This is a genomic window from Caballeronia sp. LZ003, from assembly GCF_031451465.1.
Taxonomy (GTDB): domain Bacteria; phylum Pseudomonadota; class Gammaproteobacteria; order Burkholderiales; family Burkholderiaceae; genus Caballeronia.
On the sequence record NZ_JARUXJ010000004.1, the window covers coordinates 859637 to 883976 of the forward strand.

Sequence of the window (24340 nt, forward strand, 5' to 3'; positions counted from 1 at the left end):
TGGTGCGGGTTATTTATCAGAATGAAGTGGCCGAATGCGGCTATGCGTGTCTGGCCATGGTGCTGTCGCATCTCGGCCGGGCGACCGAAGTACGCGAGTTGTCGAGCTACAAGCCCATTTCGGCGAACGGGCTGAGCTTGATGGACCTGTACGATGTCGCCACCGATTTCGGCCTTGCAGTGCAGGCATACCGGTTCGATCCCAACGATCTCTCGCAGGTCAAGAGGGGCTCGCTCATGCATTTCGGCGGCTCGCACTTCGTGGTGTTCGAAAAGGCGAGTCACGGCTACGTGCGCGTGCTCGATCCGGCAAGCGGCCGCCGGCGTATCTCGATGGACACGTTCCGCTCCGCCGTCTCCGGCTTTCTGCTGGAGTTCGCGCCTACGCCGCAAATGCCGCGCATCCGCGCGAAATCGCGCGTGCCCGCAGCGTTGAAGCGCGTGCGCGCACTTAATCCGGACCTCACGGCGCTCATCGCCAAGGTGCTGTTCGTCGCGCTCGGCAGTCAGTTCGCCATTCTCGCCGCGCCGTACTTCGGCAATCTGGTACTCGACTATGTGGTCGCCGCGGACAATCGCAACTTGCTGAACGTGCTGATCATGACGTTCGCAAGCATCTTCGTGCTTGGCGCGCTGAGCGAATTCGTGCAGAAGTATCTGACCGAATTGCTCTACAACGTCACGCAGATCAACATGACCGAAGGGCTGATCGGCCATTTGCTGCGCAATCCCATGTCATGGTTCGAGAAGCGTCACGTCGGCGACGTCTTCGCGCGCGTGAAGGCGCAGGACGAGATCAGCGTGTTCGCCACGCGCTCCGCCATTTCCTTGCATATCGATCTGGCAGTCGGCGCACTCGCGCTCGTGCTCATGTTCATTCAGAGCCGCCAGCTTGCCGTGGTCGCGCTCGTCGTTTTCGCCGTGTATGTGGCGGTTGCGCTCAGCATGTTCGCGGCCATGCGCGACAATCACGCGCTCGTGCTCGAAACCTCGGCCCGTTGCGACGACTCGCTGATCGAGACCATCCGCGCGGCTTCGCTGCTCAAGCTCGCGCAAGGCGAGACCCGCCGCACGGCTATCTACATGACCGTCTACAAGGCTTACGCAGCGGCGCTTCTCAAGAGCAGCCGGCTGACCTGCACGCGCGACGGCATGCTCAAGCTCGTCAATTATGCCGATACCATCATCATCACGTATCTGGCGGCGCGTCTCATGCTGGGCGGCAAGGTGTCCGTCGGCGTGTTCTATTCGTTTCTGATCTACAAGTCGCTGATGTCGGAGCGCTTTGCGAGCGCCATCAACGCGATGTTCCAATACTTCATGCTGAGCGTGCCGACCGCGCGGGTGGACGATATCGCCGAGAACGAGAACGAACGCTATACGCCGCTCGCGGATGCGCAGCGTGCCACCGAAGTGCGTCATTTCGAGCGTATCGACGTGCGCGATGTGACGTTCAGCTATGGCATTTCGGACCAACCGGTTCTGAAGAACGCGAGCTTCGAAGTGCGCAAGGGTGACAAGATCGTCATCACGGGGCCGTCGGGTAGCGGCAAGTCCACGCTCTTCAAGTTACTGTCGGCGGCCGAGCCGTTGCAGGAAGGGCATATCGCGCTCAACGACATCGCCTGGCCGAATCTCGCCGTCGATGAAATCCGCCGGCATCAGGCGCATATGCGTCAGGGCGACATCATCCTGCACGGATCGATCGCGGACAACATCACGCTCTTCACGGGCCAGGCGGACGAGGAGCGCATCCACAAGCTGCTCGACGACGTCGGCTTGTTACCCGACATCATGCGTTTGCCAATGCGAACGCGCACTGTCATCAGCGACACCATCGCGAATATTTCAGCGGGGCAGCGGCAGCGTCTGTTGCTGGCGCGCGCGCTCTATCAAAATCGAGAGCTATTGCTACTCGACGAACCGACCTCGAATCTCGATCCTGCATCGGTGAAGCATATCGCCGGGTTGTTGCGCAATCTCGATCGCACCGTCGTCGTGATTACGCACGATATGTCGCTGGCTTCGGCTTTCGATACGCGCTATCGCTTCGAGGATGGTGGACTCGTGCGCGAAGGCCAAGTGCCTGTGGTTGCGACGCCGGAAGAAGAAGCTCATGCATAAATCGTTGAAGCGCAGCTTGCTGCTCGGTATGTTGATACACGCGTCGTTCGCCCATGCCGACGATCTCATGGCGGTCGTTCAACAAACGCTCGGTCACGATGCCGAATTCGCGCAGGCGCGCGCAAGCTACGAGGCCGCGAAGCAAGCGGTGCCGATCGCGCGCGCCGCATTGCTGCCGCAAGTCGGAGGCGGCTGGGGACGCGCGTATAACCGCATCGTCATGGACGGCTTTCCGCGTCAGGACTATTGGCAGAACGGCTGGATGGTGACCGTCTCGCAACCGCTCTTCGACTGGAGCAAGTGGACCGCGTATCGTCAGGCGGATTTCACGGTGGCGCAAGGCGCGGTGGACTTCGCGGGGGCGCAACAGGCGTCGATCCTTCGCGCGGTGCAGGCTTATTTCGATGAACTCGCCGCGGAAGACGAGCAGAAGCGCACGGCGGACTATCTCGCGGCCATCGACTTGCAGCTCGATCAGGTGCGTCGCAAGCGGGCGGCGGGTGAGGCCACGCTCATCGACCAGCGAGAAGCCGACACCGCGCGCGAACAAGCCCAATTGCAGCAGGCGGATGCGCAGGAAGATGTATCGACGAAACGTCGCGCGGTCGAGCAAGTCACCGGCCAGCCGTTCTCGGCGTTGCTTGCGTTGCCCCCAGGCATGACCTTGCCCGCCCTTTCCGACGGCGAAGAGTCGTGGACCGAGCAGGCGAAGGCGTCGAACTATTCGGTACAGTCGAAGCAACTCGGCTGGGAGATCGCGAAGTTCGATACCGCGAAGGCGCGCGCCGCGCATTATCCCGTCGCAAGCATTACGGGCACTTATCAGCCTGCGGGCGCTGCATCCGGCTACTCACGGCCTACGACTACCACCACGGCTATGTTTCAGGTGCAGATACCGCTGTTCTCGGGCGGCGAGGTTCAGGCGCGCGTGAAGCAGACGCTCGCGCTCGCGGACAAGGAAGAGCAGGCGTATCTGCTGGCATCCAGGCAAGCAGAAGCGTCCGCGCGCGACAACTTCGCTCGCTATACGCGTCAACGGATTCGGGTGGATTCGCTCACGCATCTCGTGCAATCCTCGCGAGACACGCTGGATGCCACGCAGATCGGCTACAAGGTCGGCAGCCGTTCGGGCACGGATGTGCTTCGATCCATCGACGCGCTTTACACCGCGCGCCGCGATCTGCTGCGCTCTCGCTACGATGCCATCGTCGCGTTCCTGAAACTGAAGGCCGATGTCGCGACCTTGAGCACGAACGATATCGAGGCCATGAACGCGAAGTTGTGTTGCAGCGCGCAGACGGCGCTCACGGAATCGGCGAAAGCGAGCGGCGGGTCGTTCTAGTCCGCGCTCGCTCCGCGTTTCACCGCTCGCACCACGCGTGCGAGCGCCTTCAATGCATCGGCGGGGGAGTCGGCGAATTGCGCGGCGACTATGGCGCCATCCACGGCGAGCGCCAGCGCTTGTGCATCGGCCTTGGCTGTGCGCGATGCCGGCATGTGTGCGCGAATTGCCGCTGTCATATCCCGCTTGTGCCGCCGCGCGATATCCACGGCCGGCGGCAACGTGCCGCCCACTTCCACCACCGAATTGATGAACGCGCAGCCGCGATACGTGTCGCCGCCGAACCACTCGGCAAGCGCGGGCACGAGCGCTGAGAGCGAGCCGCCGTGACGCGCGAGCGCGTCGCGAAACCACGTCATCCAGTTCTCGTGACGGAACGCCAGGAACGCGACGATCAGATCGTCCTTGCTCGGAAAATAACGGTAGAACGTTTTCTTCGCGACGCCCGATTCCGCAATCACCCGGTCGATGCCGGTCGCGCGAATGCCGTCGCGATAGAAGAGATCGTGAGCCGTTTGCAGGATGCGCGCGTCGGGCGTGAGTTCCGTGACTTCGGTATGCGTATTCATGCAATCGATTGTAGACAGGTTCGTCTACCTGCGCTAGAGTAGGCCGCAGGTAGACAGACCTGTCTCCCTATATCGACTACATGTCAGAGCGCAAAGGAGAGTTCGCCATGGAAAGCAAACCGCCGTTCCCGCCGTTCACCGCCGAAACCGCCGTGCAGAAAGTCCGTGCCGCCGAAGATGGCTGGAACACGCGCGACCCGAAGAAAGTCGCACTGGCTTATAGCCAGGACACCCGCTGGCGCAATCGCGCGGAATTCGTCGACGGCCGCGCTGCCGTGGAAGCGTTCCTGCAGCGCAAGTGGGATCGCGAGCTGGACTATCGGCTCATCAAGGAACTGTGGGCGTTTACGGGGAATCGCATTGCCGTGCGTTTCGCTTATGAATGGCACGACGATTCCGGCCACTGGCATCGCAGTTATGGCAACGAGAACTGGGAATTCAACGAGGCGGGTCTCATGACGCACCGCCACGCGTCGATCAACGACTTGCCGATTCGGGAAGCGGATCGCAAATATCATTGGCCGCTCGGACGCCGGCCGGACGACCATCCCGGCCTGAGCGATCTCGGCTTTTAACACGCGCGTACGCTCACATGTTGCGACGGCGGCGAAACGCCCACCATCCCGCGAGCACGGTAAAGCTCGCGACGATCAACACGAGCAGCCAGAAGCCGTGATGATTTTCCGCGAGTGGAATGCCGCCCACGTTCATGCCGAAGAAACCCGCGACGATATTGATCGGCAACGCGAGCACGGTCACGAGCGTCAGCGTGAACAGCGTGCGATTGCTCTGCTCGTCCATGCGCGTTGCGATCTCTTCCTGCAAGAGCTTGATGCGCTCGACGAGTCCCGCGAGATCGTTGAGCACGAGCGAAAATTCCTCGGTGGCGTCGCGCAATTCCTGAATGTCCTGCGCGTGCAGCCAGCGCGGCGGACGCGCAAGCAGCCGGAATACCGAGCCCGGTTCCGGCGCGAGCAGGCGTTGCAGCCTGACGAGCACGCGTCGCAACGCGCCGAGATCCGAACGGCTCGTGGGCGAATGCAGCGACAGAAAGCGGTCTTCTATGCCGTCCACTTCCACGCTCGTGCGCCGCACGATCTGCACGAGCAATTCCGCCTGATCGCGCAGCAGATGCGCGAGTAATTCCGCGGGCGAACGAAACAGCTCGCCACGTCGCACCGATTCGCGCAGGGAGTCCACGGAACGCAGCGGCTTCATGCGCGCGGTGACGAGAATCTTGTGATGCGTATACGCCCACAAGGTGGCGATCTCGGACGGCGTCAGTTCGAAGTTGAAGATCACATCGTTGATGACGGCGAACAACGCGCCTTCCTTATGCTCGATGCGCGTCGAGTGCGAGCCTTCGCTGAGCGTCTCGAAGAATGCGTCGGGAAGGCCGAGCCGCGTGCGCATCCAGCGTTCGCACGCGCTATTGACGAGATCGAAGTGCAGCCAGATGAATTCCTTCGACGTATCGTCGCGGGCGAGCCAGGCGCTCGCGGTGTCGGCGTCGATGGCAACGCCCGGCTGGTCGAGATGAAACAGGAAGCCGCAGACGAGGCCGGAGAAGTCGGAGCCGTAGGACGGTCTATGCAGGGTAGCGGGATTCATGCGGGCGGTCGGTGGCAGTGGCTAAACGGCGTCATCGATATCGACTGGCGTGACAGGGCGGCAGGCGTTAGTGTGCCATTGCTCGCGCGTCTGTCGAATGGGGCGCGCGGGCCAGGTTCTTCATACCCGTGCAAATTTGGCTGTCACAAAGCGGGCGTATCATGGCGCAACGCAAGAAGGGCGCGGCGCGCCCTCGCATCGGACGATATCGACGCGAATCATTTGCCCAAACCGGGGAGAGGCAAGAGTGGACGACCGTGATGAACTGGATGGCGATACGCAAACCACGGCAGCAGGCGTGGTCCGGCTGGCTTCGGTGATCGCTGTTCTCGTGCGCGAAGGCGCGGTGGATACGCGCTTTGGCGGCAAGCTTTTCAAGCGGATCGACAAGGAAGCCCGGCGCGTGGCGGAAAACGAAGAAGCGGAGCGGGACGCGGTTTTCGCGGCGCTCGGCGAACTCGATCTGGCCTTGCGTCAGCACGACGCCGCATCGCTCGTGGAAGCAAACGCGCGCCTGCGTGACCGCGAAGAAGTGGTCGCGGGCAAGCGTCGCAAAAGCAAAAAAGACTGACCGCGCACGCCGAGAAGCGGCGGCGCGCGTCTCTGGTCCGAAACCTGCTGGCTGTTCGGCAAAATGAATTTGCCGGATTGCCATGCCTCTGACTTCGCTGACCTCGTCTTCTCAACCGTGTTCGCTGTGGACCAACCGCAGCGTCGACGTCGACCGTAAGCAATGGCGCATTCTTATCGTGGATGACAACGCCACGAGCGCCGAGGCACTCTCCGCCGCCTTTCTCGCCGATGGCTTCGAGACGCGCGTCGCGCTCGGCGGCCTGGAGGCGCTGCACGCGGTGGATCGTTGGATCCCGCACATCGTCATTCTCGATATCACCATGCCCGAGCACGACGGTTTCGCCACCGCCCGCGTCTTGCGCCGCGTGGCTCAGACGCGCGACGCCGGGATCATTGCGTTTACCGCGCTCGGTGAAGAACTCGTCAGGACGCAAGGGCTTCACGCCGGCTTCGACGGTTATTGCCAGAAGGGCAGTTCGCCGGCCGCGCTCGTGCGGCTCATCGAAAAGATCGTGCAGGTGCATTGAGAGATAACGCCGGAAATCAGCCCGAGTTACCCGTCTATTGCACGCTCGTGCGATAAATAATCGTTTTGCCCCCGCTAAACAAAGCTCGCGCCGCTGCTGGACTGCATCGTCCGCAAACCCTTATCCGAAAAGGCTGCTCAGAACTTAAGCACAATCGTGCTGCCAGCGATTGTTGGTTCACCGTGAAAAGTGTATTGAAAGATATCGAGATAAAAAAACGATAGTAGGGGTATACACTGCATTTCATCGACGTAGCAGACAGTTTCTCGCAAGACCGCTGCGGCGCTTTCTGATTGAACGTCAACCGTCTTTGGAGCTCACCATGAAACGCAATCTTATCGCTACTCTTTTGATCGCCGCTTCCGCCACGCTCGCAGCACCCGCATTTGCAAGCGGCTACGGCCCGGCTCCGTTCTACCGTCCGGCAGTCGGCGCGCCGAGCTCGCAACAAGGCCCGAGCGCACAAACCATTGCTGCTGAAGAAGCGGCTCATGGCGATAATCGCGCTTTCGGCGGTTCGCGTGACTCGCTGGCTCAATCGGGCAACCGTGCGCAAGCCAGCGGCGATAACAACGCAAACTCGGTTTTCTTCGGTCACTGATCGAAGCAGTCCGGCCGGATTATCGTTCGGCTGAACGGACTGACCAGTACGCAATAAGCAAAGAAAACGGCGCCCGGAGAAGCAGACTCACAAGGTCTGTTTTCTCGGGCGCCGATTTCGTTTGATCGCTCGGTTTTCAGGCTGCGTTGGCCAATGCGCCGCGCATGACGGTTGCGAGTTCGGAAGCCTCAAACTTCGACACATACGCATTCGCTCCGACTTTGCGAACGTGCTGCTCGTTCGCGGAACCCGAAAGCGACGAGTGGATCACCACCGGAATATGCTGCAAACCGGATTCCGCCTTGATCCGCCGCGTGAGCGTGAAGCCGTCCATTTCCGGCATTTCCAGGTCCGTCAGCACGAGCGCGATCTGATCCGACACTTCCGTGCCGTCCTTCTGCGCCTTTCTGAGCGCCGATTCCAGCACGTCCCACGCTTCCTGACCGGTCTTGGTCATGACGAAGGGCACGCCCATCGCGGTGAGGCTCTGTCCGATGAGCGAGCGCGCCACGCCCGAGTCGTCCGCGGCGAGCACGCGCGCGCCGGGCTTGAGCCGCAGGCGGCCGGTGCTTTCCTCGGTGATATCCGATTCCTGCCCCGGCAGCACTTCTCGCACGATGCGCTCGACATCCAGCACTTGCGCAAGACGCGATCCGTCGACGTTGCCGTCCAGCCGCGCGAAGCTCGTTACCGTGCTGCCGCCCGAATGCGATTCCGCCGACAGCACCTGATTCCACTCCAGCCGCACGATGTCATCGACTTCCTCGACCGCGAAGCCCTGCGTGGTACGCGCGAACTCGGTGACGAGCAGGATCTTCGGACCGTTTTTCGGCCGGCATCCGGTGATGCGCGCCAGATCGATCACGGGAATGATCTGCCCGCGAATGTCGGCGACGCCGAGAATTTCCGCGCTCGATCCCGCGACAGCGGTGATCGTCGGCATCGCGAGAATCTCGCGCACCTTGAACACGTTGATGCCGTAGAGCTCGCGCTGTTCCGAACCCGGCGCCTCGCCGAGCCTGAACAGAAGCAGCTCGAACATGTTGCTGCCCGCGAGCCGCACGCGCTGCTCGATATCCTGTTGTGAACTGCTCACCTTTGTCATCTCCATGAGCGGCGCCTCATTGCGCCGCTTGATGCGCGCATCGCGGCGCGCGTGTCTGATTAGCGGCACGAATCGACAAAACTGAAGGCGACGCGCCATGCGCGCGCAAACGCAAGTCCAGCGGGCTTGCACAAACATGCGAGCGGACGGGCGCATATCCGCGAGCCGGGGTTGATCTATACTTTTTCCACGGTCGGACTTTCGCCGATGCAGCCGGTCACTTTTAAGCCCGCGCTACATGTCGCACGACGAACTGCCTCGCCCGTTACGCGCAACATCGGTTCCGCACAACAAAAGCGCGTGTTCATCGGCCGGTGAGCCGCGCGAAGCCAGACGGAGGCGCTCGATGGCAACAGTCGCACAGGTACTCAGTTCCAAACCCGATCAGACGGTCATCACGATCGCGGCAACTGCATCGGTCTACGATGCAATCAGATTGATGGCCGACCGCCATATCGGCGCGGTGATCGTCACGGAGAACGAGGAGATCGTCGGGATCGTGACCGAGCGCGACTATGCGCGCAAGGTCGTGCTGATGGACCGTTCGTCCAAGCAGACGCCGGTGCGCGACATCATGACCTCGCACGTGCGTTACGTCCGCCCCGACCAGACCACGGACGACTGCATGGCGCTCATGACGGAAAAGCGCATGCGCCATTTGCCGGTGATCGAAGACGGCAAGCTGACCGGCATGATTTCCATCGGGGACTTGGTGAAGAACATCATCTCCGAGCAGCAGTTCACCATTCAGCAGCTCGAGTACTACATTCGCGGCGGCGAACACACCTGATCTGCCTTGAGCGATGGCGCACGCTTGCGCGTGCGTCTCGTCATGCAGCTGTAAGCATTTTGTTATGATTCGGCAGATACTCGCCGGGCTTCGTTGCGTGCGTGTCGGCGGGACTTCGTGTCTTGAGCGCGCTTCCACGGCACGTCGGCGGCCAGGCGGGACGAATCGCACGATGCCCAGGAGCGCTGCCGATGACCCCGACCGCCACACCCGTCATACCCGCCGAACCTGCTCGAGGCGCGGAACAAGGGCAGACACTTGCGCCGCACGCGCCGTTTTTTATCGTGATGAACGCGGGATCGGGCCGCAAGCAGGCCGATGAAACTCGCGCCGTGCTGGACCGCGAACTTGGCGCGGCGGGCCGGCGCTTCGAAATGTGCGTTGTCGATGACCCCGGCCGTCTGCCCGCCGCCGCGCGCGAGGCGGCACAACTGGCGCTCGATCAGGGCGGCGTGCTGGTCGGTGCCGGTGGCGACGGCACGCTATGCGCCGTGGCCGAAGCGGCGCTTACGCGCGGCGTGCCATTCGCGGTGCTGCCGCGCGGCACGTTCAATTACTTCAGTCGCGATCACGGTATTCCCGCCGATCTCGAGCTTTCCACCCGCCTGTTGCTCGAAGCGCGCGTATTTCCCGCGCAGGTGGGCTACGTGAACGGCCAGATGTTCATCGTCAATGCGAGTCTCGGGCTTTATCCCAAGCTGCTGGAAGATCGCGAAACCTACAAGCAGCAATTCGGCCGCAGCCGTTTGGTCGCGCTGTGGTCCGCGCTCAACACGCTATTGCGGCGGCATCGGCATTTGCGGCTGCATATCGAGCATGAAGGGCAAGTGCGCGACATCCGTTCATCGACGCTCTTCGTCGGCAACAACCGGCTGCAACTCGAACAGATCGGCATGGCCGAAGCCGGCGCACTGGAACATGGCTTGCTCGTGGCCATTGCGCCGCGCCCGGTCGGGCGGCTCGCGCATCTGCTCCTGTCCTTGCGCGGCGCGGCAGGGCGGCTAGCCGACTCCGATCACGTGACAAGTTTCACATTCGAGCGCATTACGGTGACGCATCCGTCCGGACGACGCCGTCGCGTGAAGATCGCAACCGATGGCGAAGTGGCGTGGCTGCAGATGCCGCTGGAATTCCGCGTTTCCGACAAGCCATTGCTGCTGCTCAAACCCGAGCCGGCCGTGGCCGAAGCCAATCGCTCATGAACGTTTTGCTGCAAATATCCGATCCGCATTTCGGCACCGAACGCCCGACGGTGGTGGCGGCGCTCTTGCGGCTTTCCGATGCCATCTCGCCCGATCTAGTCGTCGTCTCGGGCGACATCACGCAGCGCGCGCGGCGGTATCAGTTCGCGCTGGCGGGCGCGTTCTTCGATGCCCTCGGCACGCGGCCCCGGCTCGTCATTCCCGGCAATCACGACATTCCGCTCTTCAATCCGCTCGCGCGGCTTTTTCGTCCGTATGCGAATCATCAGCGCGTGTTCGGCGCGGAGCTCGAGCCGTCGTTCGAATCGGACACGCTGCTCGTGCTCGGCGTGAACACCACGCGTCCGTTCCGTCACAAGGACGGCGAAATTTCGATGCAACAGGTCAAACGCGTTTCCGCGCGGCTCGAAGCGGCAAGCGCGAAGCAATTGCGCGTGGTGGTCACGCATCAGCCGGTCGCGGTCACGCGCGCGAAAGACGAGGCCAACCTTCTGCATGGACACGAGCGCGCCGTGCAGCGCTGGGCGCGCGCGGGCGCCGATCTCATTCTCGGCGGGCACATTCATCTGCCCTACGTGTTGCCGCTGCACGATACCTTCGCCGGCCTGCCGCGCAAGCTGTGGGCGGTGCAGGCGGGCACGGCGCTGTCCCGGCGCACGCGCGGGACCATCGACAATTCGGTGAACGTGATTCGCTACGACGGGTCATCGGGTACGCGCAGCACGACCGTCGAGCGCTGGGACTATGTGGAAAAGAGCGAGCGCTTCGAGCTGATCGCGCGTCACGATCTCGCGCTGGATAGCGCCGCCGCCGAACCGGCAACAGTCGCATCCGCCTGATCGACGCTCTTGGAGCGCTTCGTGCTGCTGCAACTCAGGAAGCTATGTACGCCGGATGACGAGTTCCGCGAAACCTGTCGCGGGATCGTGCTCACGCGTGTAGCGTTCGTCCGGCAACTTTGCGATCAGCACTTCCGCCGTCGTGCGCACGATGCATCCCGCCGTGACGTGGCCGCCGAAGACGCGGCCATCGGCATCGGAGATGCTCATGTGCAGATGCGGCCCATCCGCCGATAGCGATCCCGCCAGCGTCAAAATTTCGAGGTCGCCGCGCAGAACGGTTGCCTCGTCGCGCCCGGCATAGCGCAAGGCAGCCACGCTCAAGCTGCCAATGCCTTGCAGGACGAACGCTGCGCCCGCTTCTTGCGCGCTTTTTTGCGAGCGAACTGCGAGATCGAGCGCGAGGCGCAGGTCATCGCCGGGAGAAAGACGCAGGGTAAGCGTGTGCATGGAAGATTCACCGCGAGCTTGAGCGTGAGAACGAGCGTAAGTCGAAGGAATGCCAACAAGCGTACACGTTCGCACGGCCCGATGGCATGATGGACCGTCGCTTGCATCGCCAACAAACCGATTGGAGACGCCATGAGTTTCGAACTGACGATGCTGGCCTGGACGCTCATCCTCGCCCTCGTGCAAGTGCTGCTGCCCGCGTTCTTGCGCAACAAGGAGACGGGCCTCAGATACAACGCCGGTCCGCGCGACGGCCCGGCGCCGCCGCCGCGCAAGCTCACCGGGCGTCTGATGCGAGCGCAATCGAACCTTTTCGAGACCTTGCCGATCTTCGCTGTCGCGGTGCTGATCGTGCATGTCGCCGGGCGCGAAAATGCGCTTACGCACTATGGCGCGCTCATGTATTTCGTCGCGCGCCTGTGCTACGTGCCGCTTTATGCGGGCGGTGTGCCGTTCGTGCGCTCGCTGGTGTGGCTCATTTCCATCGTGGGTATCGTGTTATTGCTCGTGCCCATCATCTGACGCGTGATTGAAACGTGATCGACCTCAAGGGAGTGATTGCATGTCCGCACAACCGTACGATCCATCGGTAGTGGAAGTCGAAACCGCGCCGGACCCCGAGTTCGCGGTGATCCTCATGCACGGACTGGGCGCGGATGCCAACGACTTCGTGCCGCTCGTGCCCGAACTGCGTCTGGCCGATGCCCCCGCCATGCGCTTCGTGTTTCCGAACGCGCCGGAGATTCCCGTAACCGCGAACAACGGCTACGTGATGCGCGCGTGGTACGACATCCTGTCGTTCGAAGGTATCAACCGGCGCGTGGACGAGGCGGGCATCGAGACGTCTGTGGCCTTCGTGCGCGAACTCGTCGCGCAGCAGAACGCGCGCGGCATCGCCTCCGAGCGCATCTTTCTTGCCGGCTTTTCGCAGGGCGGCGCGATGACCTATCAGGCGGGACTCACGCATCCGGAAAAGCTCGCGGGGCTGATCGTGCTGTCGGGTTATATCCCGTCGAAAGGCTTGATCGATGCCTCGTTCAGCGAGGCGAACCGCGACACGCCGATCTTCGCCGCGCACGGCAGCTTCGACGACGTACTCAACGTGCGGCTAGGCGAGGAAGCCGTGGAATTCGCGCGCGAGCAGGGCTGCACGGTTGAATGGAATACGTATCCGATGCCGCATTCGGTCTGCATGGAGGAAGTGGAAGCGCTGCGCGAGTGGCTGGGTGCGCGGTTGCGCGAGGGTTGAAGCGCCGCGTTGGTATGCCCGCCGATCCGCTTCGGCAAGGTGCAAGCCGCAGCGCGTCGGCATTGCCGCGGCGCGCGCCGGTTGCATGAAAGAAGCGGCGCACTAGACGAGCACGTCAGCCGCGCAATGTCCGAGCAAAGAGTTCGAGCACCGCGTCCGCATTGACGCCGATACACGCGTCGCACGATGGCCGCGTGTCCCAATCCGGCGCGCTGGCACGCATCGACGTGGGCTTTTGCACAGTCAAACCCGCCGCGATACCTTCGGTCAGCACGCGCACCGGCCCGCTTCTCGTCGTGAACAGTTCGCGCGCGACGACGAAAGCGGCCGCCGAATAATCGTGCGCGTAGATGCCGCGCGTCTCGCCGTCGTTCGCGTGAAAGCGCTCGTAAAAGCGCGAGACGTTCCATACGAACCGGCCGGCATCGCCTGCGCTGTCCCGCACATCGGCGAGAAACGCGTTCGTCATCACGGTTTCATGCGTTACATCGAGCCCGACGATCGACACCTTCCACGGCGCGCCGAAGACGATATCGGCCGCTTCCGGGTCGCCATGGATGTTCGCCTCGGCGGCGGGCGTCACGTTGCCGAGCGCGCCGTTGTAACCGAACGCGCCGCCCATGACGACGACCTCGCGCACGAGCGATGCAATCTCCGGATCGTCTCGCAACGCGAGCGCGAGATTCGTGAGCGGCCCGACCGCGAGCAGCGTGATTTCGCCCGGCTCCGCGCGCACCTTCTCGATGATGAACCGATGTGCCGCGCGCCCGTCCTCCTTCACCGTGACGGCTTCCGTGCGCTCGACGTTGCCGAGCGCATCGTCGCCGTGGATATGCGGAATAGGTTCGGGCGCGGCGCGTTGCAAAGGCGCCGCCGCGCCGCGCGCGACCGGCACGTTCGGCGCGAAACGCGATGCAAGATAGAGCGCGTTGGCGGTCGTCGTATGGATGTCGGCATTGCCGAACACGCTCGTGATGCCGATGAGTTCGATCCGCGGATGCAACGTCTGAAACAAGAGCGCGATAGCGTCGTCGATACCGGGGTCGGTGTCGTAGATGACCTTGTGCACACTCATGCGATGGCTGCCTCGCAAGCGCTCTGGCCGGCGGCTGCGTTCGGCATCAACGCGACCATGCCGCGGCGCAATTCCGCCGGGCTCACGGGCTTGCTCAGCACATCCTGCTCGCACGCGAGCGGCACGATGGTGGCCGACGGTTCGCCCGTCACGACCAGACACGGACACGGACGGCCGAGCCTTGCGGTGCCCAGCATGGCCACTTCGCGCGCGGTCTTGGAGTCGCGCAGGCGGTAGTCGGTGATGATGAGATCCGGGAAGCGCTCGATGTCCGCGAGAATGGTTTCGAACTCGTCGAAGGTCGCGGCGGAGTCGTAAAGCACGCCCCATTGCGAAAGCAGCGCCTCGGTGGATGCGCGCACGAGGCCGTCGTCTTCCACGAGCAGCACGTAGCGCCCGCTCAGCGCCGCCGCTTCGTTCGCCTCGGACAATGCAGGCGCGCGCGTGGACGGCTTGTCGAGCGTCGGTCCGCACTGCGGCATTTCCAGCGAGAAACGCGAACCGCGCCCTTCGGTGGACTTGAGCTCGATGCGGTGTTCGTCCAGCATCGAAATGACCGCATTGACGATAGACAGGCCGAGTCCCAGCCCCTTGTCGCGATCTTGCTCCGGGTTGTCGACCTGGAAGAAGGGCTGGAAGATGGCGTCGAAATAATCGGCCGGAATGCCGATGCCGTTATCCAGCACGTCGATGCGCGCCCGCGTCGGCGAGCGCACCACGCCGACGATCACGGTGGGCTTGGCGGTCTTGCTGGCGGTCTTGCTTTGATCGGCGTACTTGATGCCGTTCGAGATCAGATTGGCGATGGCGCGTCCGAGCCAGTGCGCGTCGCTTCGCACGCAGACGACTTCCGACTTCGGCAGCCGCAGCCGCAAGTCGACGCCACGGCTCATGGCGAACGGACGCAATTGTTCGACGGCTTCCTCGATGGTTCGCCGCACGTCGAACACGTGATAGCGCGGCACCACGCGGCCCGATTCGAGCCGCGAGAGATCGAGCACGGCATTCAAGAGCCGCGCCAGAATGATCGACGAGCGCCCGCATTCGTCGATGAGCCGTTCCGCCTGCTCGAACTCGCCGTTGCGGATGGCCTCGGCGGCGGCTTGCAGGAACAGGTTGAGCGCGTGCATTGGCTGGCGCAGATCGTGGGTCGCGGCGGCGAGGAAATTGGACTTCTCGCGGCTCGCGGTTTGCGCGGCGATCATCTGCTGTTCGCGCAACGCGAGCAATGCCGTGGTCTTGTTCTCCTGGTCCTTCCTGGAGATCTCCAACTCGTCGTTCTTGCGCGCGAGCGAGCCGTTCGCGGCGCGCAGTTCGTCGTTGAGCGAGGCAAGCGCGCGTTCGGCGGAAAAGCGTTCGCGCGAGACGCGTTCGGCGTGCACGCAGACGCCGTGGCCGACCACGATCACGTTGAACATATAGAACAGTCCGGCAAAGAAATTCTCCGGATTGAGCAGATGCGCGGTGAGCTGCAGCACCACGATCGACGCCATGGTGACGATGCCCGCCGTCAGCACGACCCGCGAGCGCAGATAGAAGAAACTGAACTGCACGAAGAGCGCGAGGCACAGCCCCGTGAAATGCTGCGTGTAGTTATAGGGCGAGGGCGTGATCGCGAAGAGCGCGAGGATCAGACACAAGAGCCCGTAGATGCCCGTGAGGATGACCTTCTCGGACATCGCGTGCGAGCGGAACGAGGGCCGCAGGACGAGACAGCATTCGAGAATCAGCAACACGATGCCCGCAAAGCGGATTGCCAGAATGTCGGACAGGCGCCCGTTCAGCGCGCTGTTGCCTTGCGAGAAACTGAAGTCCCACCAGAGGAAGCAGGTCCAGATGACGAGCGCGAGCAGCGCGGATGCGCGCCTGAACGCGCAGAAGCGCTGCGCGTGATCTTCGAGGAATTGCGCTTCCAGCGCGCGGTCGGCGAAAGCGGCCGGAATGGAAAGATTGCGAACGAGACTGAGCCCCGCTTCTCGCGCGGCGGAGAAAATCTCGGGAGTGCGCACACGTTCGGCGCGTTGAGGGACGGCCATCGCTTGTTCGAGTCGCGGTTTCGGGGATATCTACTGTAGGCCAACTTGGTCTTACCAATACGCCTTTTTTTAGGCATCAACCGTTAAAAACGGAAATTAATGCGAGCTTTTGGCGGGCAGACGCTGAAAAAAGATGGCTTTGGACGGCGGCGGCGGGGAAGGAGGAGAGAGTCGACGCACAAAGCAACCGGTGCATCTCGAACCGGATCAGTCGAACGGCGAGCCGGGCATGCCTGCTCGCCGTATCGAAGGACAGCCACGACCGATGCCCCCCGCGCGATGACGAGGGCTAACCGTACCGCGCGAGAGTGCGCGATACCGCGCCTCGCGCATTCACGATTTCGGTTTGGCCTTGGTGCTTCGTTTGGCGACCTGCGTTTCCTTGGCGCCCGCTGCCTTGGGCGGCGATGCCTTGGGACCGGCCGTTTTCTTGCGGCTCGACATTTCGGTTTCGGCGGGATTGCTCGCTTGAGCCTTGCGTGGGGATGGCATGATGACCTCCTTCAGTGTGTGTCCAGGACGAACACACTGATAACCATAGGACGCGCATAGCCGGGAATCAAGACGGCGCAAGGCTTTCGCGCCGTCTTTCGCAAAAAGCTTCTGAGAGCGAAGCAATTCGCGGTCTCGACGCGCCGCATCGACGCCAGTTCAGCCGATGAGCTTGAGCCCTGCCGGCAACGCCTCGCCGAACACGCGGCCTTCGTCGGCGCGATCGAGCGTGACGACTTCGCGGACCATGGCGATCCACGCTTCCGCCGCGCCCATCGTCTCCAGGCGCTGCACGACGGCGGCGCGGATGTCGTCGGGAAGGTCGCGCGAACGGTCGCCCGTCATGCGCGCGATCTGCACGGCCGCGAACGCCGCCGGATCGACCTTCTTCCAGTCGAGCGCGAGGATCGCGCCGAGCCAGGCGGTCGCCGTCTCGGGTGGCACGACGCCATGCGCGCTGCCGTAGAACGGTTGCCGCGCGCCGATCCGCCCGACCGCCCACCAGCTCTGCACGTTCTCCGAAGGCTTCTTCAGCCGCGTGAGCAGCCATTCGCCGGTTTCGATCTTGCGCGCGACCGGCACGCGTTCGAGCGATGCCGCGAGCCGCACCATGTCTTCATAGCCCGCGCGCGCAGCGCCCGCCGCGCGCCGATAGCGGCTCGTGCCGGGCGGCTGAAGCACGAAGGCCATGTCGTCGAGCAGGCGCAGTTGCGCGGCTTCGGGCAGACCGCCTGCCGCGCGCCGCCATAGCGTCCACCATTCGGACCAGATCTGGCTTTCGTTGCCGTACTGGATGCCCTGGTCGAAGAGCGTCCACAATTGCTCGACGCGCCAGCCATCCAGCGGATGACCGAAGCCCGGCCGCAAGCAATAGCCCGTCAGGTTGAGCCACAGCCGTTCGTGATCGGCGGAACGGCGGCGGCGTTTCGCGCGGTCCCACAGCGCGCCGTAAAGCTCGCGCAAGAGCGCGAGATCCCAGCTATCGCGCGGGCCGAGCGCCTGTTCGAGCAGCGCGCGCAGGCGCTTGGTCTCCTTCGGGCCGACGTCCTGTGAACGCGCGCCGAAAGTGCGGTCGATCAGATCGATGGCTTTCGGCAACGCAGGATGCGTTTCGCTTGCCGCCGCGTCGTTCGACGCATTCTCCCGGCGCAATTGAAATTCGAGCAGCCAGCGTTTGGCGGGATCGTCGGTGGCGATGCAGTGCATCTCCAGCGTGCCGACTTCAGTGAGCGAAGTCGTCAATTGCACGGGCGTCTCGTTGGGCTTGTGCGCGTGATTCGCCTCCTGGCCGCGCGGATCGACGACCGTGGCGATGGGCGGCAAGCGCACGAAGTCGCCGGCCGAGGCGCTGACATCGGCGATCTCGCCTGCCTTGAACGTCGCATCCGCCACCGATGACACCAGGTGAAAGCGCACCGGCGCGCCGAGCCGCAACGCGAAGGTGCGGTCCGCCAGATGGATGGCCTGACCTTCCTCGGTGCCGCGCGGCAGCACGCAGACGCCGCGCTCGCCAGCGTCGCTCTTGTCTTCGTCGAGCAGCAGGAAATAGCTGCGTGCAGAGCCGCCGCCGATCTTCGGTGCGCGGCCCGCGCGCGCGAGCGCATAGGCGACCGCGCCGCGCGCCACGGCAACGTCCGGATCGTGATTGGCGAGCACGTGGACCGGCGCGCCGCGCCAAGAACCGAGCGCCTCGGCGATACGGCTCGCAAGCGGTTCGGCGCGAAACACGCCGCCGTTCAGGAGCAGCGTGTCGGGAACGGGCAAGCTGGCTTGGTCAGATGCCGCTTCGCCCAACGCCTCGCGCGCCTGCGTGGCGTGTTGTGCGAGAAACGCCGCGACGTGCCGCGTGACGCCGGCATCGCTTGCATAAGGCAGCCCGAATTCGACGATACCCCCGCGCGCGCGACGCGGACGCTCGTCGGGCGCGACCATCGGAAAGAAGCCATCGACGATGATCCGCGCGATCTCCTCGCGCGTCACTTCCGTGGAACGCGCGCCGCCGATCAGCTTCGAGCCCGCGCCGAGCAGCGTGATCGTGGCCTTGTCCGGCGCGTTGGCGCCGAGCAATTGCTCCTTGGCCGCGCGGCAACGTTCGACGAGTTGCGAAAGACGCGCGGCGGAGAGGCGCTCCTGATCGTTGCCGGCAAGGCGCCGCTCCACCAGATGCGCAAGCGCCAGGTCCATGTTGTCGCCGCCGAGCATCAGGTGGTTGCCCACGCCGATGCGCGTCAGGCGCGGCTCCGGGCCGTCCATCGCGACCTGGATCAGCGTGAGGTCGGTCGTGCCGCCGCCGACATCGCAGATGAGCACGAGCCGCGTGGCCGCGAGTTCATCGGCGAGCTTTTCGCGATGGTGAAACAGCCAGTCGTAGAACGCCGCCTGCGGTTCCTCCAGCAGGCGCAGCGCCGTAAGCCCGGCCATGCGCGCTGCTTCGAGCGTGAGGGCGCGCGCGCCTTCATCGAACGATGCGGGCACGGTGAGCACGAGGTCCTGCGCTTCGAGCGACGAGCCCGGAAAGCGATGGTTCCACGCCGCGCGCACATGCGCGAGATAACTCGCGCTCGCGGCGACGGGCGAGATCTTTTCGATGTCGTCGCCCGCGCCCCACGGCAGAATTGGCGCGACACGATCCACCGAAGCATGCGAGAGCCAGCTTTTCGCGCTCGAAACGAGCCGCCCCGGAACCTGCGCGCCCAGCACGCGCGCGAGCTGGCCGACCACTTCGGGCTGTGCCCCGGCGTTTGCGTCACGGGGCCACGGCAACTGCAAGTCGCTCGCGTTCAGTTCTCCCGCTGCCGCGTGATACCGCAACGATGGCAGGAGCGGGCGCGCCGCCACTTCGCCCGGACTCACGAGCTGTTCCATTTCGAAGACGCGAATTTCGTCCGAGCCCGCTTCGGCATAGGCGACGACGGTATTGCTCGTGCCCAGATCGATACCGACGCGATAGCGCGCGCCCGCCGCCTTCTTACGCGCCGGCACTTACAGGCCCATGCCCGAGTCGGCGCTCACGCCGCCGCGCATGTCGAACTCGACCTTCCAGCGCTCGGACGATCCGCGCGGCACGGCTTCGAGTTCGAGCGTGCCGGCCTCGGTGATGCGCGCGTGCAGCTTGACCGGCACGACTTCGCCGGGCGTGCGCCCTTCCGATGGCAGCGATGCCTCGATCTCCTCGAGTTCCTGCAGTTCGTCCGGCTGCCAGTATTCGAGCAGCGTGCCCACCTCGTCCTGACGGCGCACCGACGAGCCGAAGAAGCGGAAATGCACCGGCTCTCCGACCACGAGCCCGAACTCCTGCGCGGGCAGCGCGGCCTCCGTGCCTTCCTCCATGCCGAAAGGCGCCACGCACAGTGCCTGCACGGGCGGTTCGAGTCCGGGCACGGCAGGCATTGCCGACTCGACCGCGACGTAGTATGCGCGTGCCGTGCCGCCACGAATGCGCACGCCCTTGCCGCGCCGAACATAGCCGTAATAGGCCGCGCCGCGCGCCACCGCCAGATCGAGGTCCGCGCCTTCGAGCAGACGCGCGGCGGGCGCGTTCTCGGCGGCGAGCCATGAATTGAGCGTGGACATGACGCGCTCGACCAGGAGCGGCGACTTGAACACGCCGCCGTTGAAGAGCACCGCGGTCGGATGCAGCAGCGTCGCGCCTTGCGGGGCTTCGTGCGGCAAGCCTTCGATTTCCGCGAGCGCGTGCACCTGACGGCCGAGGAACGCGGCGAGGTGACGCGTCACGGCGGCATCCTGCGCATAGGGCAGACCGAGTTGCGTGAGACCGGCGCGTGCGCGGCTGACCGGGCGCGCGCTGCCATCGACTTGCGGGAAGAAGCCTTCGAGCAAGATCTGCGTGAGTTCGGCGCGCGTGAGCTCGGTGCGCAGCGAGCCGCCGATCAGCTTCGAGCCACGGCTCGGCACGACGAGCGGCACGGTGTCCGTGTCTGGATGGGTGAGCAGCGTTTCCTTGGCCGAACGGCACGCATAAGTGAGCGCGCGCAGTTGCCACGGATCGGGTTGCGTGCCGGCGGCCGCGAGCTTGCGCGCGACGATATGCGCGAGCGCCAGGTCCATGTTGTCGCCGCCCAGCAGGATGTGTTCGCCGACCGCGACGCGATGCAGTTCGAGATTGCCTTCACGCTCAACCACGGCGATCAGCGAGAGATCGGTGGTGCCGCCGCCGACATCGACGACGAGAATCACATCGCCCACTTTCACTTGCTTGCGCCAGCCGCCCGTCGACTTCTGAATCCAGCTGTAGAGCGCGGCTTGCGGTTCTTCGAGCAGCGTCATGCGCGCATAGCCGGCCGCCGCCGCGGCTTCGGCGGTGAGTTCGCGGGCGGCGGGGTCGAAGGAAGCGGGAATCGTCACGGTGACGTCCTGCTGATCGAAAGGCGCGTCCGGATGCGCGTGATTCCATGCCTCGCGCAAGTGCGTGAGATAGCGCACCGAGCTTTCGAGCGGCGAGACGCGTTCGACTTCCTCGGGAGCATCGGCGGGAAGGATGGCCGCGCGACGATCCACGCCCGGATGGCAGAGCCAGCTTTTCGCGCTGGAGACGAGGCGGATGGGCGTGCCAGCGCCCCGGCTGCGCGCCAGCTCACCGACGATAAACGGCCGCTCCTGCGTCCATGGCAAGGTCAGATCGCCGGGCGCGAGTTCGCTCGGATGAGGCAGATACAGAAACGAAGGCAGCAACTCGCGCTCCTCGGCCGCGCCAGGCGCCGTCAGTTGCGCGATGGACAGCACGCCTTGCGCGGTCTTCTCGCCGTCGCTTGCGGACAAGTCGACGTAGGACAGCGCGCAGTGCGTGGTGCCGAGATCGACGCCGATGGAATAGCGCGGCGCGTTCTCTTCGTGATGATCGCTCATAGCTCCACCTCGGCCGGTGCGACGATGCTCGCGTCGTGTTGGTCCGCGAGCTTCGGCAGACGTGTTTCAGCGACCTTCCAGCCGCGATGGCTGAGATTGCCCGAGAACGGCGGCTTGCCGACGACGTTGCCGGTCACCCGCACGGCGCTGGCGTCGAAACCTTCGGGCAGCGTGATGCGGCTGCCTTCGGCTTCGTTGCGCACAGGCTGGACCGTGAAATGTTCGCGCAGCACCGAGCGGCAGCCGTCGTGCACGAGACGCGCGGCCGCGCCGATATCGGCGTCGCTGTAGTTGGCGATGTCTTCCTCGACGAAATCGATGAAGCGGGCGTCGCGCTGCAAAAGGCCAAGCAATTGCAAGGCGGCGACGGGGCTCGATTCCTTCAGCGGCGACGGCGCGGGCTTGGGCGCGACCGGCGCGGTTGCCACCGGCGCGGTTGCCACCGGCGCGGCGGCGGGCACGGGCGCTTCCGGCGCATGCGGGGCTTCGCGCAGGCGCTGCACGCGGCCGGCGAACGCGCCGTTGCCGAGCACGCCGAAGAACGCTCCGAAGGCAATGCCTATCCTGCCGAAGAAGGACGGATTCATGTCGGTCATGTGTTTGATGCTCCTTGTGGCTGCTTGCGAGGACGACCTATCCTCGGCGGCGCTGGTGGCCGGTGGCGGCGCGGTTCTGGTGTGCGGAAAACGGCAGCCGATGCCGCGAGCGGCGCACGGCAGGCCGTTTGAGCGCGGTTGCGTGAGCCGAAGCACGCGACGAGAACGTCAGCGCGTTTCGATCCGTATCCCGATATTGTCCATGATGTTGGCGCCGGGGCGCTAAAACCCGCCCGCGAGGGTCGCGCGGCGGCGCCCATTCTCTTGATTTAGGCGCTTAAGTCAAGGCTTGGCGGGATCGAGACGGCTTGATCGTGGCGCGGAGGCCGAGTCGCCACTGAACCTTGCGTTGGCTGGCGTGCTCACGACCGGGTCGAACCGACGTGCATGCAAGCTGGCGTATGGCGTGTCTTGGTCGCTTGCGACGTTTGCGCCTGGCCCTCGCACCGGCCGATGCAGTTTCGCGAGACGAGACAACAGGCCGCGCTCAAGCCTTCACATCGAAGCCCGCGAGATAACCGGCCGTATCGCCGCCATCCCAAACGCGTCCATCGCACAAGGTCGCTTTTCGATACTCGTCCGGCACACTTACGCCTGCCGCCAGCGCCGCCTCGCGATACAACGCCGTCTGGTTCACTGCCGACGCAATGGCGGCATCGTCGTGTTCACCGGAAAGCATGCCCCAGCGCCGATACTGCGTGATGAACCACGAGCCATCCGACACGCGCGGAAAGTTCACCGCGCCATTGTCGAAGAAGCGCACGGGAAGCGCGCGCGCGTCGCCGCCATCGGCAGCAGCCAGCCGGCTTTCGATGAGCGCCGCCGGGACGCCAAGCAATTCCGCCGAAGCCAGCGCCCGCGAAATCTCCACGCGATGCTCGCGCGCGTCGAGCCACGCGCATGCGTCGAGCAGCGTACGCACCAGCGCCCGCGCGCTATTCGGATACAGCGCGACGAAATCGCGCCGGCACGCAAGGACCTTCTCCGGATGATCCGGCCAGACTTCGCTCGTGTACGCAACCGTGCGTCCCACGCCGCGCGCTTCGGCCACCGCATGCCACGGCTCGCCCGCGCAAAAGCCGTCGAGCATGCCTTCGGCCATCGCATCGGCCATGCGCGGCGGCGGAATCACGACGCTTTGCACGTCGCGCAGCGGATGCACGCCATTCGCCGCCAGCCAGTAATACAGCCACATCGCATGCGTGCCGGTCGGGAAAGTCTGCGCAAGCACGGGCGGGCGGTCGAGCGACGCCAGCGTATCTTTCACGCTCGCGCCATTCCGAATGGCATCGGCGAGCGGGTTTGAAAAGGTGATCGCCTGACCGTTGCGGTTGAGGACCATCAGGACGCCCATGTCCGCCTGCGGCCCGCCGATGCCCAGTTGCACGCCATACACGAGCCCATATAGCGCGTGCGCGGCGTCGATCTCGCCGGAAAGCAGCTTGTCGCGCACGGCGGCCCACGAAGGCTGACGGCACAGTTCGATACGGATGCCATGGCGCCGCCCCATCTCGTGGATGGCCGCGACGGCAAGCGGCGCGGCGTCGCTCAACGCGACGAAGCCGAGCCGCAAATGCGTGCGTTCGGGCAACGCGGACGGGGATGTATTCGTTTCGGGCAAGTTCATGGTCTGTGCAGTGTGCTCGGTCAGGGCAGTAAATCCGCGACCGAGAGAAGCTGGCGCGCGATCTCCGCGACTTTCACGCCCTGGTCCATCGCGCGTTTGCGCAGCATGGCGTAGGCGTCGTTCTCGGACAGGCCGCGGCGATCCATCAGCAGCCGCTTCGCGCGGTCGATGATCTTGCGCTCCGCAAGCTCGTTCTCCACTTGCGCGAGCCGCTGCCGCAACTGCGCCTCGTGTGCGAAGCGAGCAAGCGCGACTTCGATGATCGGTGCGAGCCGCGCGGGTGCGAGCCCTTCCACGGAATACGCTGTCACGCCCGCGCCGACGGCGGCGCGAATGAACTGCTGATCGGCGTCGTTGCTGAACATGAGCACGGGACGCGGCGCGGCCTTGTTCATCACCGCGAGCTGTTCGAGTGTGTCGCGCGAAGGCGAATCGGTATCGATGATGACGACATCCGGCTTCTGGCTCTCCACGGCCGCATGCAGCGCGGAAGGCGCGGCGACCTCGGCGAGCATGTCGTAACCGAGACGCGCCAGCTGCTCGCGCAAGTCGCCGATGGGCTTGGCGGTGTCGGTGACGAGCAAGACGCGCAACATGGATGGAGCAGGAGTCATGCGGGAAACGGTCGGAACGAAGGCATACGCGATACCTTCGACTCTAACGTGCG

The 24340-nt window shown here is 64.2% G+C and carries 23 protein-coding genes; 11 read left to right on the forward strand and 12 right to left on the reverse strand.

Features of this window, described 5'->3' with window-relative positions; genetic code table 11:
* The first annotated feature begins 2 nt into the window (after positions 1-2).
* Together QCE79_RS28045 and QCE79_RS28050 are read left to right on the forward strand one after the other, a co-directional pair.
* Complete coding sequence (locus tag QCE79_RS28045) at positions 3-2123, forward strand: ATP-binding cassette domain-containing protein (RefSeq protein WP_309850627.1); 2121 nt, start codon at positions 3-5, stop codon at positions 2121-2123.
* Positions 2116-3465, forward strand: coding sequence for a TolC family outer membrane protein (locus QCE79_RS28050; RefSeq protein ID WP_309849480.1), 1350 nt, complete (start codon positions 2116-2118; stop codon positions 3463-3465). Before QCE79_RS28045 ends, QCE79_RS28050 begins: the two co-directional genes overlap by 8 nt.
* Here the strand turns inward: QCE79_RS28050 and QCE79_RS28055 are convergent.
* On the reverse strand, positions 3462-4034 hold the full coding sequence (locus QCE79_RS28055) for a TetR/AcrR family transcriptional regulator (protein ID WP_309849483.1): 573 nt from the start codon (positions 4032-4034) through the stop codon (positions 3462-3464). The genes QCE79_RS28050 and QCE79_RS28055 overlap by 4 nt on opposite strands.
* Before the next feature lie 80 nt (positions 4035-4114).
* Here QCE79_RS28055 and QCE79_RS28060 point away from each other — a divergent pair, with 80 nt between their 5' ends.
* Entirely contained in the window at positions 4115-4609 is a 495-nt protein-coding gene (locus QCE79_RS28060; protein WP_309849485.1) for a nuclear transport factor 2 family protein, read from the forward strand.
* Between the two features lie 13 nt (positions 4610-4622).
* Here QCE79_RS28060 and QCE79_RS28065 read toward each other — a convergent pair whose 3' ends face one another.
* A complete protein-coding gene (locus QCE79_RS28065) occupies positions 4623-5645 on the reverse strand; it encodes a transporter (protein ID WP_309849488.1) in 1023 nt (340 codons plus the stop codon).
* Positions 5646-5892: 247 nt separating this feature from the next.
* Between QCE79_RS28065 and QCE79_RS28070 the strand changes: the two genes are divergently transcribed.
* The 3 genes from QCE79_RS28070 to QCE79_RS28080 all read left to right on the forward strand — a co-directional run bounded on the left by QCE79_RS28070 (position 5893) and on the right by QCE79_RS28080 (position 7346).
* The gene (locus QCE79_RS28070; RefSeq protein ID WP_244828535.1) at positions 5893-6216 is read left to right on the forward strand and encodes a hypothetical protein; all 324 of its coding nucleotides are present in this window, start codon (positions 5893-5895) and stop codon (positions 6214-6216) included.
* An 82-nt stretch (positions 6217-6298) separates the two neighbouring features.
* Positions 6299-6745: a response regulator gene (locus QCE79_RS28075; protein WP_309849492.1), complete on the forward strand. Its 447-nt coding sequence runs from the start codon at positions 6299-6301 to the stop codon at positions 6743-6745.
* A 322-nt stretch (positions 6746-7067) separates the two neighbouring features.
* Complete coding sequence (locus tag QCE79_RS28080) at positions 7068-7346, forward strand: hypothetical protein (RefSeq protein WP_309849495.1); 279 nt, start codon at positions 7068-7070, stop codon at positions 7344-7346.
* 136 nt (positions 7347-7482) lie between these two features.
* On the opposite strand, the gene QCE79_RS28085 is transcribed toward QCE79_RS28080, so the two are convergent.
* Positions 7483-8442 (reverse strand): chemotaxis protein, encoded by a 960-nt coding sequence (locus QCE79_RS28085; protein ID WP_244828531.1) that lies wholly within the window; start codon positions 8440-8442, stop codon positions 7483-7485.
* Between the two features lie 355 nt (positions 8443-8797).
* On the opposite strand from QCE79_RS28085, the gene QCE79_RS28090 reads away from it, so the two are divergent.
* The 3 genes from QCE79_RS28090 to QCE79_RS28100 all read left to right on the forward strand — a co-directional run bounded on the left by QCE79_RS28090 (position 8798) and on the right by QCE79_RS28100 (position 11282).
* The gene (locus tag QCE79_RS28090) at positions 8798-9241 is read left to right on the forward strand and encodes a CBS domain-containing protein (RefSeq protein ID WP_244828530.1); all 444 of its coding nucleotides are present in this window, start codon (positions 8798-8800) and stop codon (positions 9239-9241) included.
* A gap of 191 nt (positions 9242-9432) precedes the next feature.
* Positions 9433-10443: a diacylglycerol kinase family protein gene (locus QCE79_RS28095; RefSeq protein ID WP_309849500.1), complete on the forward strand. Its 1011-nt coding sequence runs from the start codon at positions 9433-9435 to the stop codon at positions 10441-10443.
* Positions 10440-11282, forward strand: a complete 843-nt coding sequence (locus QCE79_RS28100) for a metallophosphoesterase (RefSeq protein ID WP_250509919.1) — start codon at positions 10440-10442, stop codon at positions 11280-11282. The genes QCE79_RS28095 and QCE79_RS28100 overlap by 4 nt, the downstream gene beginning before the upstream one ends.
* A 42-nt stretch (positions 11283-11324) precedes the next feature.
* On the opposite strand, the gene QCE79_RS28105 is transcribed toward QCE79_RS28100, so the two are convergent.
* The gene (locus QCE79_RS28105) at positions 11325-11732 is read right to left on the reverse strand and encodes a PPC domain-containing DNA-binding protein (protein ID WP_244828521.1); all 408 of its coding nucleotides are present in this window, start codon (positions 11730-11732) and stop codon (positions 11325-11327) included.
* Between the two features lie 132 nt (positions 11733-11864).
* On the opposite strand from QCE79_RS28105, the gene QCE79_RS28110 reads away from it, so the two are divergent.
* Positions 11865-12254, forward strand: coding sequence for an MAPEG family protein (locus tag QCE79_RS28110; RefSeq protein ID WP_244828519.1), 390 nt, complete (start codon positions 11865-11867; stop codon positions 12252-12254).
* A gap of 40 nt (positions 12255-12294) precedes the next feature.
* Positions 12295-12981 carry an alpha/beta hydrolase gene (locus QCE79_RS28115; RefSeq protein ID WP_250493235.1) on the forward strand — a complete coding sequence of 229 codons (687 nt, stop codon included), beginning with the start codon at positions 12295-12297 and terminating at the stop codon, positions 12979-12981.
* Positions 12982-13096: 115 nt separating this feature from the next.
* Here the strand turns inward: QCE79_RS28115 and QCE79_RS28120 are convergent, their stop codons facing one another.
* From QCE79_RS28120 to QCE79_RS28155, 8 genes are all read right to left on the reverse strand, one after another.
* Complete coding sequence (locus QCE79_RS28120) at positions 13097-14056, reverse strand: nucleoside hydrolase (protein WP_309849511.1); 960 nt, start codon at positions 14054-14056, stop codon at positions 13097-13099.
* Entirely contained in the window at positions 14053-16092 is a 2040-nt protein-coding gene (locus QCE79_RS28125; RefSeq protein ID WP_244828515.1) for a hybrid sensor histidine kinase/response regulator, read from the reverse strand. The genes QCE79_RS28120 and QCE79_RS28125 overlap by 4 nt, the downstream gene beginning before the upstream one ends.
* A 333-nt stretch (positions 16093-16425) precedes the next feature.
* A complete protein-coding gene (locus QCE79_RS28130) occupies positions 16426-16584 on the reverse strand; it encodes a hypothetical protein (protein ID WP_244828514.1) in 159 nt (52 codons plus the stop codon).
* A 159-nt stretch (positions 16585-16743) separates the two neighbouring features.
* On the reverse strand, positions 16744-19566 hold the full coding sequence (locus tag QCE79_RS28135) for an Hsp70 family protein (protein ID WP_309849513.1): 2823 nt from the start codon (positions 19564-19566) through the stop codon (positions 16744-16746).
* Positions 19567-21450 carry an Hsp70 family protein gene (locus tag QCE79_RS28140; protein WP_309849517.1) on the reverse strand — a complete coding sequence of 628 codons (1884 nt, stop codon included), beginning with the start codon at positions 21448-21450 and terminating at the stop codon, positions 19567-19569.
* A complete protein-coding gene (locus tag QCE79_RS28145; RefSeq protein WP_309849520.1) occupies positions 21447-22046 on the reverse strand; it encodes a DUF2760 domain-containing protein in 600 nt (199 codons plus the stop codon). Before QCE79_RS28145 ends, QCE79_RS28140 begins: the two co-directional genes overlap by 4 nt.
* 487 nt (positions 22047-22533) lie before the next feature.
* Positions 22534-23673: a CmpA/NrtA family ABC transporter substrate-binding protein gene (locus tag QCE79_RS28150; protein ID WP_309849523.1), complete on the reverse strand. Its 1140-nt coding sequence runs from the start codon at positions 23671-23673 to the stop codon at positions 22534-22536.
* Positions 23674-23693: 20 nt separating this feature from the next.
* Entirely contained in the window at positions 23694-24269 is a 576-nt protein-coding gene (locus QCE79_RS28155) for an ANTAR domain-containing response regulator (RefSeq protein WP_244829714.1), read from the reverse strand.
* Between the last annotated feature and the right edge of the window lie 71 nt (positions 24270-24340).

Excerpts from the sequence above, each read along its gene's own strand:
- QCE79_RS28050 (WP_309849480.1), top strand. The coding sequence starts at position 2,116 with ATGCATAAATCGTTGAAGCGCAGCTTGCTGCTCGGTATGTTGATACAC.
- QCE79_RS28055 (WP_309849483.1), bottom strand. The coding sequence starts at position 4,034 with ATGAATACGCATACCGAAGTCACGGAACTCACGCCCGACGCGCGCATC.
- QCE79_RS28060 (WP_309849485.1), top strand. The coding sequence starts at position 4,115 with ATGTCAGAGCGCAAAGGAGAGTTCGCCATGGAAAGCAAACCGCCGTTC.
- QCE79_RS28065 (WP_309849488.1), bottom strand. The coding sequence starts at position 5,645 with ATGAATCCCGCTACCCTGCATAGACCGTCCTACGGCTCCGACTTCTCC.
- QCE79_RS28075 (WP_309849492.1), top strand. The coding sequence starts at position 6,299 with ATGCCTCTGACTTCGCTGACCTCGTCTTCTCAACCGTGTTCGCTGTGG.
- QCE79_RS28080 (WP_309849495.1), top strand. The coding sequence starts at position 7,068 with ATGAAACGCAATCTTATCGCTACTCTTTTGATCGCCGCTTCCGCCACG.
- QCE79_RS28090 (WP_244828530.1), top strand. The coding sequence starts at position 8,798 with ATGGCAACAGTCGCACAGGTACTCAGTTCCAAACCCGATCAGACGGTC.
- QCE79_RS28095 (WP_309849500.1), top strand. The coding sequence starts at position 9,433 with ATGACCCCGACCGCCACACCCGTCATACCCGCCGAACCTGCTCGAGGC.
- QCE79_RS28100 (WP_250509919.1), top strand. The coding sequence starts at position 10,440 with ATGAACGTTTTGCTGCAAATATCCGATCCGCATTTCGGCACCGAACGC.
- QCE79_RS28105 (WP_244828521.1), bottom strand. The coding sequence starts at position 11,732 with ATGCACACGCTTACCCTGCGTCTTTCTCCCGGCGATGACCTGCGCCTC.
- QCE79_RS28110 (WP_244828519.1), top strand. The coding sequence starts at position 11,865 with ATGAGTTTCGAACTGACGATGCTGGCCTGGACGCTCATCCTCGCCCTC.
- QCE79_RS28115 (WP_250493235.1), top strand. The coding sequence starts at position 12,295 with ATGTCCGCACAACCGTACGATCCATCGGTAGTGGAAGTCGAAACCGCG.
- QCE79_RS28120 (WP_309849511.1), bottom strand. The coding sequence starts at position 14,056 with ATGAGTGTGCACAAGGTCATCTACGACACCGACCCCGGTATCGACGAC.
- QCE79_RS28125 (WP_244828515.1), bottom strand. The coding sequence starts at position 16,092 with ATGGCCGTCCCTCAACGCGCCGAACGTGTGCGCACTCCCGAGATTTTC.
- QCE79_RS28130 (WP_244828514.1), bottom strand. The coding sequence starts at position 16,584 with ATGCCATCCCCACGCAAGGCTCAAGCGAGCAATCCCGCCGAAACCGAA.
- QCE79_RS28140 (WP_309849517.1), bottom strand. The coding sequence starts at position 21,450 with ATGAGCGATCATCACGAAGAGAACGCGCCGCGCTATTCCATCGGCGTC.
- QCE79_RS28145 (WP_309849520.1), bottom strand. The coding sequence starts at position 22,046 with ATGACCGACATGAATCCGTCCTTCTTCGGCAGGATAGGCATTGCCTTC.
- QCE79_RS28150 (WP_309849523.1), bottom strand. The coding sequence starts at position 23,673 with ATGAACTTGCCCGAAACGAATACATCCCCGTCCGCGTTGCCCGAACGC.
- QCE79_RS28155 (WP_244829714.1), bottom strand. The coding sequence starts at position 24,269 with ATGTTGCGCGTCTTGCTCGTCACCGACACCGCCAAGCCCATCGGCGAC.